Raw genomic sequence first — 16118 nt, 5'->3', positions numbered from 1 at the left:
CCCCCTTCCCCTTCGTCTTCCCCGGCCGCACCGGCCACCCCCTCCGGGCCGGAGGCGCATATGAAAATCGGCCTGGCGCGTATTGATGATCGCCTGATCCACGGCCAGGTTGCGACCCGCTGGACCAAAGAGACCAAAGTCTCGCGCATTATTGTGGTCAGTGATGAAGTCGCGGCTGACCATGTGCGCAAAACCCTGCTGACCCAGGTCGCCCCGCCGGGGGTCACCGCCCACGTGGTGGATGTCGCCAAGGCGGTGCGGGTCTGGAATAACCCCAAATACGCCAATGACCGCGTCATGCTGCTGTTTACCAACCCCACCGATGTGCTGCGGGTGGTGCGCGAGGGCGTCAACATCACCTCGGTGAACATCGGCGGCATGGCGTTCAGGCAGGGGAAAACCCAGGTGAATAACGCCGTCTCAGTGGATGAAAAAGACATTGCCGCCTTCAGGGAGCTGGATTCCCGCGGCATTGAACTGGAGGTCAGGAAAGTCTCCAGTGACAACCGCCTGAAGATGATGGATCTGATCAACAAACTCAACGCCTGACCCGCGCCTGCGCGGCCCTTTACTTAATCAGGCCGGGTGCCTGGAGGAGAAAAGTGCAATGGAGATTACAACGCTTCAGATTGTGCTGATATTCATTATCGCCTGTATTGCCGGGGTGGAGTCTGTCCTGGATGAGTTTCAGTTTCACCGGCCACTGGTGGCCTGTACCTTAATCGGCATGGTGCTCGGGGATATCGAAACCGGCATCAAAATTGGCGGGACGCTGGAGATGATCGCCCTGGGCTGGATGAATATCGGTGCTGCGGTGGCACCGGATGCGGCACTGGCCTCGATCATCTCCACCATTCTGGTGATCGCCGGCGGGCAGTCAATTGGTGCCGGCATCGCCCTGGCGATCCCGCTGGCGGCGGCCGGGCAGGTCCTGACCATTATTGTGCGTACCCTGACGGTGGCATTCCAGCACGCGGCGGATAAGGCCGCCGAGCGCGGCAGTTTGTCCGGCATTACCTGGCTGCACATTTCCGCGTTGATCCTGCAGGCGATGCGCATTGCGGTGCCTGCGGCGATTGTGGCGGTCTCTGTCGGCACCAGCGTGGTACAGGAGATGCTTAACTCGATCCCGGCGGTCGTGACCAACGGCCTGAACATCGCCGGCGGCATGATTGTGGTGGTGGGCTACGCGATGGTGATCAACATGATGCGTGCCGGTTATCTGATGCCGTTCTTCTATCTCGGTTTTGTGACCGCAGCGTTCACCGACTTTAACCTGGTGGCCCTGGGCGTCATCGGCGTGGTGATGGCGGTGCTCTACATCCAGCTCAGCCCGAAATATAACCGGGCAGCAGGCGGTGGGGCAGCCGCCCCGGCAAATAACGATTTAGATAACGAACTCGATTAAGCACAGGGGCACGCAGATGAGTGATAGTCATAACGAAAACCAGGCCGTCACCGGCCAGAAAAAACTGACCTCCAGCGATGTGCGCGGCGTCTTTTTGCGCTCTAACCTGTTCCAGGGTTCATGGAACTTTGAACGTATGCAGGCGCTTGGGTTCTGCTTCTCCATGGTGCCGGTAATCCGCCGCCTCTACCCGGAGAACAATGACGAGCGTAAGCAGGCGATCAAACGCCATCTGGAGTTCTTTAACACCCACCCTTACGTGGCCGCGCCGGTACTGGGCGTGACCATGGCGATGGAGGAGCAGCGGGCAAATGGGGCCGCCATCGACGACGGGGCGATAAACGGCCTGAAAGTCGGGCTGATGGGGCCGCTGGCCGGGGTGGGCGACCCGATTTTCTGGGGGACGGTACGGCCGGTGTTTGCCGCGCTCGGGGCGGGCATCGCGATGAACGGCAGCCTGCTCGGCCCGCTGCTGTTCTTTGTACTGTTCAACCTGGTGCGGTTGATCAGCCGTTACTATGGCGTAGCCTATGGCTACCGCAAAGGGGCGGACATTGTCAGCGACATGGGCGGCGGCTTCCTGCAAAAACTGACGGAAGGGGCGTCCATTCTCGGCCTGTTTGTGATGGGGGCGCTGGTCAATAAGTGGACGCACGTTAATATCCCGCTGGTGGTGTCACGCATTACCGACCAGACCGGCAATACCACCGTCACCACGGTGCAGACCATCCTTGACCAACTGATGCCGGGCCTGGTGCCGCTGCTGCTGACCTTCGGTTGTATGTGGCTGCTGCGGCGCAAGGTCAATGCGCTGTGGATTATCGTCGGGTTCTTTGTTATCGGTATTGTCGGCTACGCCATCGGCCTGCTGGGGCTGTAACGGCTTTACTGCACACTGCCGGGGGCCTGCCCCCGGCTTTATTTTGTCTGCACCGTACCGGGAGGGTACATGACACTGACAGAGGGGTTACTGCTGGGTTGTATTGTGGTGGTGCTGGCCTACGCCATCTACCTTGAGTGGATCCTGCCGCGGCGCAACGGCAAGACCTTGTTGCGGGTAAACTTATTACGCAAAGGCCGGGCAGACAGCCTGATTTTTATCGCCCTGCTGGGGATTGTTATCTACCAGCATTATACCGGCCGGGGTGCCCCCCTCACGCTTTATTTACTCACCTTCCTGCTGATTAGCGTCTGCTATATTTCTTTTATCCGGCGGCCGGTATTACTGTTTAAACCTGAAGGGTTTTACTATGGCAATCTGTTCATTGCTTATACCCGTATTCGCCGTCTGCATTTAAGTGAAGAGGGTGTGTTGTTCATCCATCTTGAACAACGAAAATTACCTATTCACGTACAATATATAGGCGATCTTGATAACATAAAAAACATTTTATTTAAAAATCAAGAAGATGGAATTAAAGCTATTTTATAGCATTGGCTATATTCAGATTATAGCAAAGGCTATATCTGGCTCTATTTCGAGCAATGTTTAACAATACGCTGACATTTCCCAATAAAAAGAGAGAGGGTTATTCCCCGTACAAGATGATGGTTATTTCATCATATTGCTTAATACCGTTATTCCCCTGCACATTATATGTTGTCTGGCGATAAAATATTATGTTAAGGTTGCGCCGTCATTGGGGAGTAGCCGGTTTCTGAATACATTTTCAGAAGCGCCCGTATCAACATACTCGTTTCATACAGAAACGTGGTGCGGGCAACCAGGTCAGGTTGGCGAGACCATAGGCATGTAACCCCGCGTTGGCTGGGGGTGGGTTACGTGCATATGGAGAGACCCGGCCGAGGCTTTTTTTCAATGAACCTTTCCGCAACGCTTATTCTTGCCTTTGGCATGTCAATGGACGCTTTTGCCGCCTCCATCGGCAAGGGTGCCACTTTGCACCGCCCGCGTTTCCGCGAAGCTTTCCGTACCGGTTTAATCTTTGGTGCCATTGAGGCCATTACCCCGCTGATTGGCTGGGGCCTGGGCCTGATGGCCAGCCGCTATATTATGGCCTGGGATCACTGGGTGGCTTTTGCCCTGCTGTTTATTCTCGGCTCACGCATGATTATGGAAGGGCTGAAAGCCCCGGCCGCGGATGAACCCTGCAAAGATTGCCACAGCTTCTGGGTGCTGGCCGCCACGGCTGTCGCCACCAGCCTGGATGCGCTGGCCATCGGCGTCGGGCTGGCCTTTTTGCAGGTCAATATTATTCACACTGCACTGGCGATTGGCATGACCACCATGCTGATGGCCACGTTAGGGATGCTGATTGGCCGCTTTATTGGGCCGATGCTCGGCAAACGGGCCGAAATTATTGGCGGGGTGGTGCTGATCGGTATCGGCTGCAACATCCTGTTGCAGCATCTCGGCCTGCTGGCCTGACCCCTGTCAGGCCGCCGGCTGCCGTTGATGCAGCCGGATAACAAAATCGGTTTCACACGCCAGCCCCTCCCCCAACAGCCGCCGCGCCTCTTCACCGGCACGCCAGGCAAATGGCGTCATCTGTAAGAGTTGCAATGCCGCCCCGCCCGTCAGCGCCATCGGGTAAGCCAGCGTCTGCTGGCGCAGGCGGGTAAAACCGGGGAACTGCTCATCCTGCTCCGGATGCAACTGGACATCCTCATACACTGCTGCCTTGAGTTGATACAGGTGCCGTGGCCCCGGTGCCACTGTCAGCACATAGCCACCCGGTTTTACCGTACGGGCCAGCTCCTGCGCATTACAGGGCGCATAAATGCGCACCACGGCATCCAGGCTGTTATCCTCGAACGGCAAACGGTGGCTGGAGGCGACGCAGAAATTCACCTGCCGGTAGCGTTTGGCCGCATAACGCACCGCCACTTTGGCGACGTCCAGCCCATAGACCGTGATTGCCCGCGTCTGTTTCAGCTGCCCTGCCAGCGCCGCCGTGTAATAGCCCTCACCACAGCCGATATCCAGCACGGCCTGCGCCGACGCCGGCAGTACCTCATCCAGTAACGTGCAGACCTGCTGCTGCAACGGCTGGTAATGCCCTGCGTCCAGAAAATCGCGGCGCGCCTGCATCATCTCCGGGCTGTCTCCGGGCTGTTTCGAGCGTTTATGCTGCACCGGCAGCAGGTTGACATACCCCTCTTTGGCGCGGTCAAACTGGTGGTTTTGTTCGCAACGCCATTGCTGGGCATGGGGCTGCAACGGCAGGTGACAGAGGGGACACTGGTAAGCCATGAGAAATTCCGTAAGCGCGGCGCGGGCCGCAGTCATTGAGGAGCGCCAGTCTAATCAACCCGGCAGGCCCGTGCAACCGTCAGGCTGGTCAAGTGCGGGCCACTCTGGCTACACTGGCGATTCTTTTCCCTTCAGCCCGGATGGCCCATGAAACACGATTCCCCCCTGCTCAGTGCGATCCCTGCCCTCGCCTACGGTTTCGGCGACAAGCGCGCCCTGATGCCGGTTGCCCTCGCGCCCTGGCGCGCCTCCTCCCCGGAGAAAAAACAGGTGCACGGCACCCGCATCGCCGACGTCACCCAGCCCGCCGAATGCTGCGGCGAGGCCGATGGCTTTTTCACCCGCCAGCCGGGCATTTTGCTGACGGTGCTGACGGCGGATTGCCTGCCGGTGCTGTTCAGCCGCCGTGACGGCGCGGCCATTGGGGTGGTGCATGCCGGGTGGCGCGGGCTGGCAGACGGCATTATTGAGAAAATGGCCGAACGGATCGCCTGCGAAGAGGCGCTCTCTGACTGGGTCGCCACGATTGGCCCGGCGGCGCACCCCTGTTGTTACCAGGTGAGTGATGAACTTACGGAGACCTTTTTGCAACGCCTGCCGGATTTACCGGCGTCACGGGTGATGCCGCGGCCGCGCTATCTGGATCTGCCGGGGATAGCGGCCGCCAAATTGCAGTCGCTGGGGTTTGGGGCGGTAGAGAATCTGGCACCCTGCACCATTTGCAGCCTCAGCCAGCAGGCAGACGGCCCGCGCTATGCCTTTACCAGTTATCGCCGTAACAGCCACCGGCGGGCGGTGGACCCGGCACACCCCGGCATCCGCGGCCGTAACCAGCATTCCGGGCTGGTGATCCTGCCCTGAATCGCGCCCATAAAAAAACCCGCACATGGCGGGTTTTTTTCACAGCTGACGCTGCTTAGATTGCAGTTACGTTAACTGCAGACGGGCCTTTCTGGCCGTCTTGGATTTCGAACTCAACGTTCTGGCCTTCAGCCAGGGTTTTGAAGCCGTTACCCTGGATAGCAGAGAAGTGTACGAACACGTCTTTGCTGCCGTCAGCTGGGGTGATGAAACCGAAACCTTTGGATTCGTTGAACCACTTAACTTGACCTTTGATCTTTGCCATCTTGAGTATTTCCTTTGGATTGTTTAAACCGCCCGGAGGCGTTACATAGACAAACTAGAGTCGTTACTGCTTGAGGCACTAAGATAAAAATCGGCAGAGAAGCGGTATTCAACGTGAACGTCTTTACTCAGAACTTCTTTACTGAAAATGCCACACATATACAGAACTGTACCTCGTTTTACCCAGATGCGTTATCACATACTCTGTAATCAATGGCAAGCCATTTTTAATCACTGATGGACATGTCGCACATATTTGAAACGGTTAAACGCGTTGGCCATCCCCTACGGTGAAAATAAGTTGATAGCCACGCTATTTTCTGCTCTGTATTTTACGCCCTCTACAATGTGGGTGTATCCCCGTACATTGCGGCCAAGCAATAACAACCGATCTTGATTATTGATCATTTATCCGGTGGCTGTAAGCGCCGGAGCCTGATAAATGATAATTATTATGCGATTTTATCGCGTTATAACGGCATAGCAATGCTGTTTTTTATCTTATGAAAAACAGATATTTGACTTAAGTCACAAGTTTACGTTTTTAACACACTGTTTTTCAAGAGAAAGTCAGCATAAGCGCGCCTGCGCCCCTTCTGCACCCCCGGCTGCGGGGCAACGCCGGCAGCCCGCACCGCCGCAGGACTTCCGGCGACTGCGCTTTTCTTCTGCCGGCCACAGGCGGTTGTCCTTTTCTCTTTACCTTTTTATTGTGACAGTCTGATGAAAACACAGGAGTTTACCCTTTACCACCACCGGCCCCCGGCACCGGCATTGACCCGTCTTTCGCGGTGCACCGGTTCACCATGACAGTGCAGGTTTTTTTGGTTACTTTTCCATCAGAACATTATTGCACCAGGCAAAAAACTGACCTTCAGGCTATTTGCGGTTATCGGGATTGTCAGAAATAAAATAGCGATACCGCCTGTCATGGAATAACGCGTTGCCGCTGCGCTATTACACTACAAAAATACTCCCCTTATCCCTGTTATGACAGGGTGGAATTAAAGCACCCTTTAAAAGGGAAATAGCAGAAGCGGATAAAAGGATTTTTATATCCCACTTTTATCACTCAATAATGATAAAAAATCATTGATAAGAAAAGTTGCAGAATGTGGAACACTTATCCCAGGTTGGGTGGCTCACCCGGTGTCGGCCGGGGTCTTCCTGCCCAGCAGCTTAATGCCCGCGAAAGCAACTTACCGCGAGCAACCTGCCGGCAGGAGCCTGATAACCATACGGTTAGCAAGCCTTCCAGCGGGTTTGCCCTTTCTCTCCCTAAAAAATGACACTTATTCTCATTAAACCCGGTAACTTAAACAAATTGATAACATTTTAGGGTGCACACCCCTCTGCGTTATTTTTCATTGCTGTTTGGCTGCCGCCCTACCGCAATTTCAAACGCCCCGGATTATTTTTGCAGGGCCGGCGAAGTGGCCGGTGAGGACAAATTAATGCGGCCACCAATTTTGAGTGCGCTAAACGCGTGTGCCGATATATTTTCTGCCAAAATAGCCTGTTGTAAAATGCCGGGCGGCTCATCCAGGGATTCATCCGCTAATTCAAACACTCCCCAATGAATCGGGATCGCACGTTGGCAATTGAGCTGCTTAAACAATTGGGCAGACTGTTGCGGGTCCATATGCTGCGGCCCCATGAACCATCGTGGTGCATAGGCACCGATCGGCAAGGCGGCCAGATCAAAGGGCCCAAGCCGTTCGCCAATCTGATGCAACAACGGCGTATACCCGCTGTCACCGGAGAAATAGAGGCGCACGGTGGGGTGGGTGATGACCCAGCCGCACCATAAACTGCGGTTGCGGTCCCACGGCGTGCGCATACTCCAGTGCTGGGCAGGCACACAGTGGAAATCCAGCCCGTTAAGCTGTTTCATGTCCCACCAGTCCAGCTCCTCTACCTGGCGGGCGCCGCGCCGCGTCAGCCAGCTTTTCAGGCCCAACGGCACGAGAAAGGTCACATCCGGGAAACGTTTAAGCAACTTTTTGACCGTTTGCTTGTCAAGATGATCATAGTGATTATGCGAAAGCAGCACCACATCAATGGGCGGCAGGTGATCAATCTCTGCCGCAACCGGGGTTTTTCGCCGCGGGCCGTAGAAGGAGAGCGGGGAAGCCCGTTCTGACAATGCCGGATCCGTCAGGATATAACGGCCCTGCACACGGAACAGCACGCAGGCGTGGCCCAGCCACCAGGCGGCGTCGTCATTGCCGCTGAAATCGGGCTGCTGCCACCAGTCGGCAATAAAACGCGCATAGCCCTGTGCCGGTGGCCGTGGCAGCCCCTGTTGCTTGCGTTCTTCTTGCCAGCGGCGGAAATCCCCTTCACCACGCGTTTGGGTTTGCTGCGGGTTACGGAATCCGTCAGGTGTGTGGTGGGCTTTGCTGGCATCGTAATAGCGGTTTTTATGGGCCATAGCGGCGCTCCCTGGCAAATACGCCCGACCGGCGGGACGCCGGCAGGCAGCATGGCTGTGCAGCCGATGCCTGATGACGGAATGGGTAACACAAGGATGCCGCGAAGGCATCCGGTAAATATTATGGATTTGTTAATGGCCCGGCACATTCCCCTTATCACGCCGGGTAAAACAGGGCCGTCGCCCTGTCTCATACCGAATGTTTGTAAGGAGTAAAGATGAACGCGCAAGAAAAGTCCTCCCCTCACCCACGGGCCAAACGGCACCGTTCACCGCTGGCGCGGTTGAGCAAGGCGGTGAAAAGCGGCTGGCAGCGCAGCACCCTGCCCGCTCGCGGTGTTAATGCCCTGAAAAAGATTGCCAACGCCCTGGTCTTAACGCTGATTATGGTGAGCGTGGTGGTCATTGATGTGGTTGCCACGCTGATGCACGCGCTCTGCCGGTTGTTCGGCGGGCGCAGTATGCGTGACGTCGGCCACCATGCCCCATGATGCAGGGCAGTCAATACCACGTTTTCACAGCATGACGTCTTAAGAAAAGGGTGCCGTCACCACCACGCAGTAAAAAGCCAGCCTTAAGGCTGGCTTTATCATTATCAGGGTGCGGGCGTCTCAGGCAGCGGCCATGCCGCACAACTTGCTGAGATTGCGCGCACCCGCCATCACGGTAGCCACATAGGACTGCCGCCGCGTCACCACTTCAACGGCCACACGGGCCCCTTTGTAATTCACCAGGTAAGTAGAAGGCCAGCCCTGCCGGCGCCGGCCGTAGGCTTTTTCATGACTGTCGATGGCGGCATGCGCCACGACCAGATGGGAGAGATTTTTATCGCCTTTAATGATGCGCTTCATAATGGACTCCGCCTTAGACAATACTGTCACAATGAAGAAACATTAATCAGTTGAAAGGTCTGACTTTTTAGCTCACCCTATTTATATAGCTTAATTTCAGGCGCCTTGCAGCATCGGCATCTGACTGAGTAAAAAACACTCCATTGCGGCCCGCAACGGGCAGGTATTGTAGGCCAGCCATTCGCCGGCGGGGTTGGTGATGCACGCGATCCATTGCTGGCCGGGGTTATCGGCGGGGAAACGCAGGTTGATGCGGTAATGGCAGATGATCGGCCAGGCATCGGCCGGGTTATTGCAGTAATCCTTGCCTTTCATGCCGCCGTACGGGTACCACTTATCCGGATTTTCGCCGGTTAACTCAGCGATGGTGCGATTAATATCGCTATCATGTTCTTCAGACCAGTCAATCATTGGGAAGCCTCGCCCTGTTAAAGAGTGGCTTCAGCTTACGGCGGCATTACGTCACTTTTATGACAGCGCGTGGCGGGGGGAAACGGGCGGGTAATCAGCGGAACAGGCAAAGGGATCCCTGCTCCGCAGACGGGTTAACGTTCCGGCACAAAACCTTTGAACTGAAGTATTTCTTCTTCCTGGGCGGGCGTGTCATGCGCTGCATCGCCGCCGGCCAGCCGCGCCAGCAGCTCCGTCTGACGGCGTTGCTGTTCAGCAATCTCCGTTAACAGCCGGATCTGCTCATTGGCCCTGACGCTGGCACGGTTTACCTTAAACCAGACCACCAGCAGCAATAAGGCGCTTAACAGTGATACCGCCAGCGATACCACGCCCGACGAACCTAATAAAAAATCAAACATTGCCTGTCCTGCCAGCAAAATAACCAGGCTCTTATCCTACCATCCGGCGGGCAGCACTGAACAGCAGCACTGCCCTACCAGGGGATAAAGGCGGTGACAGCACACATGCCGAGGGTGAAGTTCCCCCCCTGGTCGCAGTAACTGTTCAGGGCCAGCAGATACAGCGCGACGCACACCACACCGATGCCGGCTGCGGTGGCCACTACTTTACATTTCACCGTGATGTCTGCCTCAAGACCACTGAGATAATGGCGTATGCTACGCACCCTACCTTAAACCGGGGTGTAACTGAACCCGCATTGGCCGGGGATTTTTTTTCAGAATGTTGCCCTTTTTTGCCGCCGGGGCAGCCGGTAGAGTCGTGCCCGGTGCCCGCAGTGGGCCGTTTTACCGGGGGAGATAATATGCGGTTTAAGGGATTGGCAGCCATCGCGGTACTTTACGTGGTGTTTCTGTTTTCCGGCTACGGGGTGCTGGCCGGCAGTGAGAAAAACGCGGCCGGGCTGGGCCTGCATTGCCGCTATCTCACGGCGCGGGGCGTAGTCAGCGCGCAGTTCCTGCATTCTGACAGCGGCATCGTCGGAGTGAGCCAGTGTCCCTTGCTGAAAAAAGCGGTGGACGTGGTGGAGTAAGCGCGTAAAAAAACCCGCCGCGGCGGGTTTTTCTTATTCAGCAGCGGTGAACTTCAGGTCAATCAGCGCGATGGCTTTCTGCACTGCCCGCTTGGTGACCGCATCCGCGCCCGCCGGGTGGCGGTCAAAATCGATGCTTTTCAGCTGGTGTGACATCTTATCGCGCACCTCAGCCGGGGCGATCACATCAATCACATCCAGAATCTGTTTAATCACCAGCTGGCAGGCGACCAGGTCAGAGACCAGCTCCTGATCCTGCGTCAATAGGTCTGACATGGGTTACCTCTGTTTTAATCAGTTGCTCTGTTTACCACCCGCAATGTGCGTGGCGGCGGCAAGCATACCATGCGTTTACGCCGGGCAGAAAACAGAAAACCCGCCGCAGCGGGTTTCCAGGAACCATCAGTTTCATGTGAGGATTAGTTTGCTACAGAAAGAACCAGCCACGCCACCGTGCACCAAAAAGCAACACAACCGGCCAAAACATACGACAAAGGTGATTGAATCATATAGTGCATAACGACCTCGCATCGACAACTGTGTTATGAAAGTATCTCCTGGGAGATTAAGATTAATCTTACACCATAATCTTAAGTCTGCTGATGATTTATCGGATAATTGTTGTGATAGCCGCTGGCTATTTTCCGAAATGTTGACTGTGTCACAATCCCGGCATTTTACTGTGCATGTTTACCTGCCGCACTGTCGCCGGTGTAACAGCCCTGTCCTGTTTCAGGGCAATGCGCCGTGGCAGCGCACAGGCTGCACCGCGCCGGGATGGCGTTGAGCGGCTATGCTTGACTGAGGGGAAGGTGTTGCCGGCCGCTTCCGGTAAGCCGGTGTTGACCAAAAGGATATGCTGACGATGTATGCCCTGATTTTGTCGATTTGCTACCTGGGCGGTGGATGTGATGACCTGGTGATTGATGCGTTCAATACGGAACAACAGTGCCTGGCATCAATGGATGAGCAGCGGCTGCGCCATGCCGCCTGCTACCCGATAGAGGATTTTATTGACGGCTATGGCGTGCCGGCAGAGGAGCGTGCGGATTTCTGAGCGGGAAACGCCCTGGGAAATTTCCGGCTGAAGGGCGATAAAGGTTGCCTGACGATCCTCAGATGCTAGATTGATGATAATTTGCACATACCGGGGTGAAGTATGAAGTTCTCGGAACAAGAGATTCAACCGTTATGGGATGAGGTGGCACGTATTATCGGCGAGGGGGTCATTACGTTGCGCCATCAGGCGCGCCCGCTGAGCACGGATGCGCTGATTGAGCTGCTGGGGCATCAGTTGCGGGCCACCCCGGATACCCAACGGCGTATCATGCTCGGGGCGGCCATCAATATGCTCAAAGACAAAAACCGGGTCAATTGACGCCGGTTAACCGTGCGGTGCCGCCGGCCCGGCTGCCCGCCTGGTCAGCACCCACTTAATCAGTACCCACTTAGTCAGCAATCGTCAGTTCTGCGGTTTTCAGGCACTTCTCCAGCACCACATAATGCTGCCCATCCAGAAAGAGATAGTCGTTGATGATCATCCAGCGCACCATCGCGTCAAAATCATCCATCAATGCCCTGGCATCCGCTTCTTCCTGCGGGATGCGCCGGTTTTCCGCCCCGTGGCAGAAATAATACTCATAGACCGGCTCCGTCACGAAAATGCTGCTGGGTTCATCCTCTTTATTGCTCAACCGCTCAATATGCCAGTCACGGCGCGCCTCGCCCAACAGCCCTTCTGCCAGCGCGCGGTTAAGCGTCTGTTGGGGGTTAAGATCGTGGGCTTGTGGTAAGGCAGCCAGCGTGGCCTGGCGGATAACCTGGTACAACAGGATAAAGGTATTCATTGATAATCAGACGCCCCTCTGTGAGCCGCGCCACCGTGGCGGGCTTTCCGGACACACAAACACGCCATTATTCTGGCCCCCGCTTTGTAACATCCAGCCGGGGCGGCGGCAATCCCTGTTTATACCGGCCGCTCAGTCGCTGTCGTGCCGGTCGCGCTGGGCGAAAATAAACATCCGCTGGGCTACCTCATCCGCCCCTTTGATCATCGTGGTCTGCCGGATATTGCCCTGATTCACCGCCCGGTTAAACGCCAGCTCATGCGCCTGTTCAACCAGGGCAATCACTTTGTCACGGGTGGGTTTGTCAACGGCGCCGAGCAGGGTGGTAATAATGGCCTGATAGGCATGTGAGGCGTAGGTCAGGTTTTTTTCGCGCTGTTCCAGGACCTCAATACGGGCTGTCAGTTCTTCAAGCGAAGCATGATTTTCCATGACACTCTCCCTCTGAAAGGTGCCATCGCCGCGAAGACGTCGCCTGCGGGCAGAACACCCGCAGGCCATGAAGCGCGATGACTTACGTAAGTTTAGCAGAGGAACCGCAGCGGGGCGGCTTAACGGCGGGCAATGATCCAGATGGCGTGAATGATACCAGGGATGTAACCCAGCAGCGTCAGCAGGATGTTGAGCCAGAATGCCCCACCAAAACCGACCTGCATAAACACACCCAGCGGCGGTAAAATGATGGCAATAATGATACGTATCAGATCCATATAGTCTCTCCTTATTGTCGTCTGTTCTATTAACTCTAGACGATTATGCTGATTATTCAAGGCTATACAAAATTTTACAAACCATCATCCGGTACGGCGGGCAGGCACGGCGGGCAACGCCTGTGCCTGCCCTGCCCGGTCAACGTTGTTCATCCCGTGAATCGACCTCATCCGCATCCTGATCGGCGGGAATAATATTGCGCTGGTGGAAGGCCACTTCCTCACCCTGTTTCAGCTCCCAGTGGTCGAAAGGGATGTCTGCCGCCGGGGAGACCACCACCACATTGCCGATCAGCGTCTCGCCTTCACGGCGGGCCAGCATCACGTCCAGCAGGTAGACGTGATCCAATCCGTGGGTTTCCAGCCGCACGATATCACCCACAATGACCCTGTGGGCGCCCGCCGGGTGTTGGGTAGAAAACTGCACATCCGTTCTCATCATCTTTCTCCTTTTTATAGGTAACTTCATAAGGATAGATGATATTTTTCCGCTTTGCCGCCAATCTGCCCCCCTGCTCAGCAGGCAGAAACCGGCCGTGCTTCCCTCAGCGGTAGAGAATCGCTTGCGAGATCCACTGGTTGGGTACCTGGGTCGGCTCTACGTTGGTCACAAAATAGTAATGCGCACCCATCGCATCCGCTTTTTTCTGAATGAGTTCGGCGGCATTCATTGGGTTGCCGTATACCGTGACCGACGCCGTGCCGACCTGCGTCAGGTTGGCGGTTTGGTCGCGGCGGATCTCCTGCGCATGTGCGCCCGGTGACAGGGTACCCAGCGGCGCGCTTTCGGTCAGGCTACAGGCGCTCAGGCAAAGCGCCAACAGGGCAGGCAAACCAATCTTCATAAGTGTCATGATGTTATTCCATAAAAAGGGGGATTGCCGCCCAGCATACCGCCCCAGGGACACTGCCCGCCACTCTCTTTCGTTATCAACTTCTTATGCCCGGCCGCTTTTATTTACGTCCCTTTTGCCGCTGCCCCGGTGGTGCAACCTAAATAAAAGCTAAACAAAAATGTCATAATAATTGAGACACCCCTCATAAAATGCTGACCGGTCTGGTTCTACACTCTTAACGCCGTGTAATATCGTTTTTAACAGCAACAAACTCCCCTTTTCTGCTTTTTCTTCTTTTGCGGCCCTGTCGGCCCCGGTGAATGTGAGGATATGCCCTGTGGCAACCAGTTTCCCTGCGTTGTTTTCCCTGTTGTTATTTGCCGTGTCGATCACCCTTTGCCTGCGCAAGGGGATTACCAACCTGTTCTGGTTGATCTGCCTGCTGGCCAGTTCGCTGATCTTTATCCTGCTGAACCTGCTCTACTACGCCAGCAACTACTTTACCGGCAACGGCATCAATGATTCGGTGCTGTACACCCTGACCAGCAACCTGGAAGGCGCGGGGATGACCAAATACCTGCTGCCGGGGCTGGCGCTGCTCGGTGGGCTGGTGCTGCTGTTTTGTGGGGTGGTGTGGGTGCTGCTGCGGGCGTGGCGCCTGAAAAACCGCCCGGTCTATAGCCTGACGGCATTTGCGCTGATCAGCGCCTCCCTGGTCATCACCCCGGCCACCGGGGAGATTTACACCATGATCAAATCGCGGCGTGCGGACAAAGGCGAAGAGTTTTACACCTATTACAAAATCCCGTCCCGGCTGATCAGCGGCAAAAAGCGCAACCTGGTCTACCTCTACGCCGAGAGTTTTGAGCGCACCTATTTTGATGAGCAGGCGTTCCCCGGCCTGACGCCGGATCTGGCGGCGGTGAAACAGCAGGCGCTGGACTTCAGCCAGACCCGCCAGTTACCGGGCACGGAATATACCATCGCCGGGATGGTGGCCTCGCAATGCGGCATTCCGCTGTTTGCGCCGTTTGACGGCAACGCCGCCGGTTCAGTGGACGGCTTCTACCCCGGCAAAATCTGCCTCGGCGATATTCTGAAAGCCTCCGGCTACGCCCTCTCCTTCTATCAGGGGGCGGATCTGGCGTTTGCCGGCAAAGGGCAGTTTTTGAAGTCGCACGGGTTTGATCAGATCTATGGCCGCAAAGAGCTGCAACCGCAGCTTCAGGACCCGGCCTACGTCAATGACTGGGGGTTGTATGACGACACCCTGCTGGATCAGGCCTATGCGCAGTTTGAAACGCTGTCGGAACAGGGAAAGCCATTTGCCTTGTTTGCGCTGACGGTGGATACCCACCACCCGGACGGCTACGTATCACGCAGTTGCCGGAAAAACCGTTACCCGATAAACGGTAAAGAGAACAAATCCCTGAGCGCCATCCTGTGCAATCAGGAGACGGTGGCGAACTTTATCCGCCGCATCCAGCAGTCGCCTTACTACAAAGACACGGTGATTGTGGTCTCTTCCGATCACCTGGCGATGAATAACACCGCATGGAGCCAGCTGACGCGCCATGACCGTAAAGACCTGTTCTTTATCCTCGACGGCAGCGGCACGCTACAGGGCATGAACCACCAGCCGCGCAGCACGCTGGATAACGGCGCCACGGTGCTCGATCTGCTGGGCGGTGACAATTTCATTGGTCTTGGCCGCAGCACGCTCTCCAACGCCTCCCTGACCACTACCACGCAGGATCTGGCCGCGAAAATCACCTCCTGGGTACCGGCGCTGATTGAGCTGTGGGGCGTACCGAAACGCATCAGCCACTATCAGGTTGATCTCAATGCGCACCGCTTCTCCTTCTCCGGCAGCACCTTTACCTACCCGCTGGTGCTGAAGATCGGTAATCAGAAAATTGAGCCGAAGTTTGAAACTTACCTGCTGGCCCCGCTGAACCAGCAACTGGCAGGCTTCCGGCCGGGCGAGCTGTTTGTCTGGGTAGACGCCTGTGACCGCATCGGCCATATCTGGCCGGCGTCGCCGCCTTCCGGCCTCTGCCTCGCCTCCGGCAAGCTGGGGTCACGCCCGGACATCCAGCCGATCACCGGGCCGGTTTTCCAGGGCACCGTGCGTTTCCCGTTGGACAAGCACAGCGATACCCTCTACCAGCAGACGGTGGCGCAGCTGCAACAGGCGCCGGTTCCGGCGGAAAAAGGGTAAAAAAAACGGGAGCCGCAAAGGCTCCCGT

General features: G+C 56.1%; 25 protein-coding genes and 1 riboswitch. Of the genes, 11 read left to right on the top strand and 14 right to left on the bottom strand.

Going from position 1 to position 16118, the window contains the following annotated elements; all coding sequences use genetic code 11:
- The 5 genes from JK232_RS13755 to mntP all read left to right on the top strand — a co-directional run.
- Positions 1-549, top strand: a 549-nt coding sequence (locus JK232_RS13755; RefSeq protein WP_212589311.1) for a mannose/fructose/sorbose PTS transporter subunit IIB, incomplete at its 5' end; no start/stop codon positions are given.
- 58 nt (positions 550-607) lie between these two features.
- Positions 608-1408, top strand: coding sequence for a PTS mannose/fructose/sorbose transporter subunit IIC (locus JK232_RS13750; protein WP_072925241.1), 801 nt, complete (start codon positions 608-610; stop codon positions 1406-1408).
- Between the two features lie 16 nt (positions 1409-1424).
- The gene (locus JK232_RS13745; protein ID WP_072925243.1) at positions 1425-2288 is read left to right on the top strand and encodes a PTS mannose transporter subunit IID; all 864 of its coding nucleotides are present in this window, start codon (positions 1425-1427) and stop codon (positions 2286-2288) included.
- 69 nt (positions 2289-2357) lie between these two features.
- Positions 2358-2840, top strand: a complete 483-nt coding sequence (locus JK232_RS13740) for a DUF986 family protein (RefSeq protein WP_072925246.1) — start codon at positions 2358-2360, stop codon at positions 2838-2840.
- A 198-nt stretch (positions 2841-3038) separates the two neighbouring features.
- Positions 3039-3215, top strand: a riboswitch (yybP-ykoY riboswitch).
- 12 nt (positions 3216-3227) lie between these two features.
- Positions 3228-3797: a manganese efflux pump MntP gene (gene mntP / locus JK232_RS13735; protein WP_072925250.1), complete on the top strand. Its 570-nt coding sequence runs from the start codon at positions 3228-3230 to the stop codon at positions 3795-3797.
- 6 nt (positions 3798-3803) lie between these two features.
- On the opposite strand, the gene rlmA is transcribed toward mntP, so the two are convergent.
- The gene (rlmA, locus tag JK232_RS13730) at positions 3804-4622 is read right to left on the bottom strand and encodes a 23S rRNA (guanine(745)-N(1))-methyltransferase (RefSeq protein ID WP_101828499.1); all 819 of its coding nucleotides are present in this window, start codon (positions 4620-4622) and stop codon (positions 3804-3806) included.
- Between the two features lie 147 nt (positions 4623-4769).
- Between rlmA and JK232_RS13725 the strand changes: the two genes are divergently transcribed.
- The gene (locus JK232_RS13725; RefSeq protein WP_072925255.1) at positions 4770-5483 is read left to right on the top strand and encodes a purine nucleoside phosphorylase YfiH/LACC1 family protein; all 714 of its coding nucleotides are present in this window, start codon (positions 4770-4772) and stop codon (positions 5481-5483) included.
- Positions 5484-5538: 55 nt separating this feature from the next.
- On the opposite strand, the gene cspE is transcribed toward JK232_RS13725, so the two are convergent.
- The 3 genes from cspE to JK232_RS13710 all read right to left on the bottom strand — a co-directional run bounded on the left by cspE (position 5539) and on the right by JK232_RS13710 (position 8181).
- Positions 5539-5748 (bottom strand): transcription antiterminator/RNA stability regulator CspE, encoded by a 210-nt coding sequence (cspE, locus tag JK232_RS13720; RefSeq protein WP_002221949.1) that lies wholly within the window; start codon positions 5746-5748, stop codon positions 5539-5541.
- Positions 5749-5789: 41 nt separating this feature from the next.
- Positions 5790-5906: a DUF2627 domain-containing protein gene (locus tag JK232_RS13715; RefSeq protein ID WP_072925258.1), complete on the bottom strand. Its 117-nt coding sequence runs from the start codon at positions 5904-5906 to the stop codon at positions 5790-5792.
- A 1252-nt stretch (positions 5907-7158) separates the two neighbouring features.
- A complete protein-coding gene (locus tag JK232_RS13710; RefSeq protein WP_072925261.1) occupies positions 7159-8181 on the bottom strand; it encodes an MBL fold metallo-hydrolase in 1023 nt (340 codons plus the stop codon).
- 218 nt (positions 8182-8399) lie between these two features.
- Here JK232_RS13710 and JK232_RS13705 point away from each other — a divergent pair, with 218 nt between their 5' ends.
- Positions 8400-8672, top strand: a complete 273-nt coding sequence (locus JK232_RS13705) for a hypothetical protein (RefSeq protein ID WP_072925264.1) — start codon at positions 8400-8402, stop codon at positions 8670-8672.
- Between the two features lie 120 nt (positions 8673-8792).
- Here JK232_RS13705 and JK232_RS13700 read toward each other — a convergent pair whose 3' ends face one another.
- The 4 genes from JK232_RS13700 to mgrB form a co-directional block, all read right to left on the bottom strand.
- Positions 8793-9032 carry a DUF4060 family protein gene (locus JK232_RS13700; protein WP_072925267.1) on the bottom strand — a complete coding sequence of 80 codons (240 nt, stop codon included), beginning with the start codon at positions 9030-9032 and terminating at the stop codon, positions 8793-8795.
- 96 nt (positions 9033-9128) lie between these two features.
- Positions 9129-9443 (bottom strand): phage protein NinX family protein, encoded by a 315-nt coding sequence (locus JK232_RS13695; protein WP_072925271.1) that lies wholly within the window; start codon positions 9441-9443, stop codon positions 9129-9131.
- Between the two features lie 134 nt (positions 9444-9577).
- Positions 9578-9844: a YebO family protein gene (locus JK232_RS13690; protein ID WP_072925274.1), complete on the bottom strand. Its 267-nt coding sequence runs from the start codon at positions 9842-9844 to the stop codon at positions 9578-9580.
- A gap of 74 nt (positions 9845-9918) precedes the next feature.
- Positions 9919-10047 carry a PhoP/PhoQ regulatory lipoprotein MgrB gene (gene mgrB / locus JK232_RS13685; protein ID WP_476739105.1) on the bottom strand — a complete coding sequence of 43 codons (129 nt, stop codon included), beginning with the start codon at positions 10045-10047 and terminating at the stop codon, positions 9919-9921.
- Between the two features lie 201 nt (positions 10048-10248).
- Here mgrB and JK232_RS13680 point away from each other — a divergent pair, with 201 nt between their 5' ends.
- Entirely contained in the window at positions 10249-10476 is a 228-nt protein-coding gene (locus JK232_RS13680) for a YobH family protein (protein ID WP_072925277.1), read from the top strand.
- 33 nt (positions 10477-10509) lie between these two features.
- On the opposite strand, the gene JK232_RS13675 is transcribed toward JK232_RS13680, so the two are convergent.
- A complete protein-coding gene (locus JK232_RS13675; RefSeq protein WP_072925280.1) occupies positions 10510-10752 on the bottom strand; it encodes a DUF2766 family protein in 243 nt (80 codons plus the stop codon).
- A 589-nt stretch (positions 10753-11341) separates the two neighbouring features.
- Between JK232_RS13675 and JK232_RS13670 the strand changes: the two genes are divergently transcribed.
- Positions 11342-11533 (top strand): YdfD/YebW family protein, encoded by a 192-nt coding sequence (locus tag JK232_RS13670; RefSeq protein ID WP_072926835.1) that lies wholly within the window; start codon positions 11342-11344, stop codon positions 11531-11533.
- A 102-nt stretch (positions 11534-11635) separates the two neighbouring features.
- Positions 11636-11854 (top strand): hypothetical protein, encoded by a 219-nt coding sequence (locus JK232_RS13665; RefSeq protein WP_072925283.1) that lies wholly within the window; start codon positions 11636-11638, stop codon positions 11852-11854.
- Positions 11855-11924: 70 nt separating this feature from the next.
- On the opposite strand, the gene JK232_RS13660 is transcribed toward JK232_RS13665, so the two are convergent.
- The 5 genes from JK232_RS13660 to bsmA form a co-directional block, all read right to left on the bottom strand.
- Positions 11925-12323 carry a hypothetical protein gene (locus JK232_RS13660; protein WP_072925285.1) on the bottom strand — a complete coding sequence of 133 codons (399 nt, stop codon included), beginning with the start codon at positions 12321-12323 and terminating at the stop codon, positions 11925-11927.
- A gap of 132 nt (positions 12324-12455) precedes the next feature.
- Positions 12456-12755, bottom strand: a complete 300-nt coding sequence (locus JK232_RS13655; protein WP_072925288.1) for a hypothetical protein — start codon at positions 12753-12755, stop codon at positions 12456-12458.
- 119 nt (positions 12756-12874) lie between these two features.
- The gene (locus tag JK232_RS13650; protein WP_072925292.1) at positions 12875-13033 is read right to left on the bottom strand and encodes a YqaE/Pmp3 family membrane protein; all 159 of its coding nucleotides are present in this window, start codon (positions 13031-13033) and stop codon (positions 12875-12877) included.
- 139 nt (positions 13034-13172) lie between these two features.
- Complete coding sequence (locus JK232_RS13645; RefSeq protein ID WP_079205137.1) at positions 13173-13475, bottom strand: hypothetical protein; 303 nt, start codon at positions 13473-13475, stop codon at positions 13173-13175.
- 103 nt (positions 13476-13578) lie between these two features.
- Complete coding sequence (bsmA, locus tag JK232_RS13640; RefSeq protein WP_072925298.1) at positions 13579-13887, bottom strand: biofilm peroxide resistance protein BsmA; 309 nt, start codon at positions 13885-13887, stop codon at positions 13579-13581.
- A gap of 319 nt (positions 13888-14206) precedes the next feature.
- Between bsmA and opgB the strand changes: the two genes are divergently transcribed.
- The gene (opgB, locus tag JK232_RS13635) at positions 14207-16090 is read left to right on the top strand and encodes a phosphatidylglycerol--membrane-oligosaccharide glycerophosphotransferase (RefSeq protein ID WP_212589310.1); all 1884 of its coding nucleotides are present in this window, start codon (positions 14207-14209) and stop codon (positions 16088-16090) included.
- The last annotated feature ends 28 nt before the right edge of the window (positions 16091-16118 follow it).

It is taken from the genome of Nissabacter archeti (assembly GCF_018257325.1).
GTDB classification, from domain to species: domain Bacteria; phylum Pseudomonadota; class Gammaproteobacteria; order Enterobacterales; family Enterobacteriaceae; genus Chimaeribacter; species Chimaeribacter arupi.
Note: the sequence above shows the minus strand (reverse complement) of the source record. Positions and strands in the feature narration are given on the sequence as shown.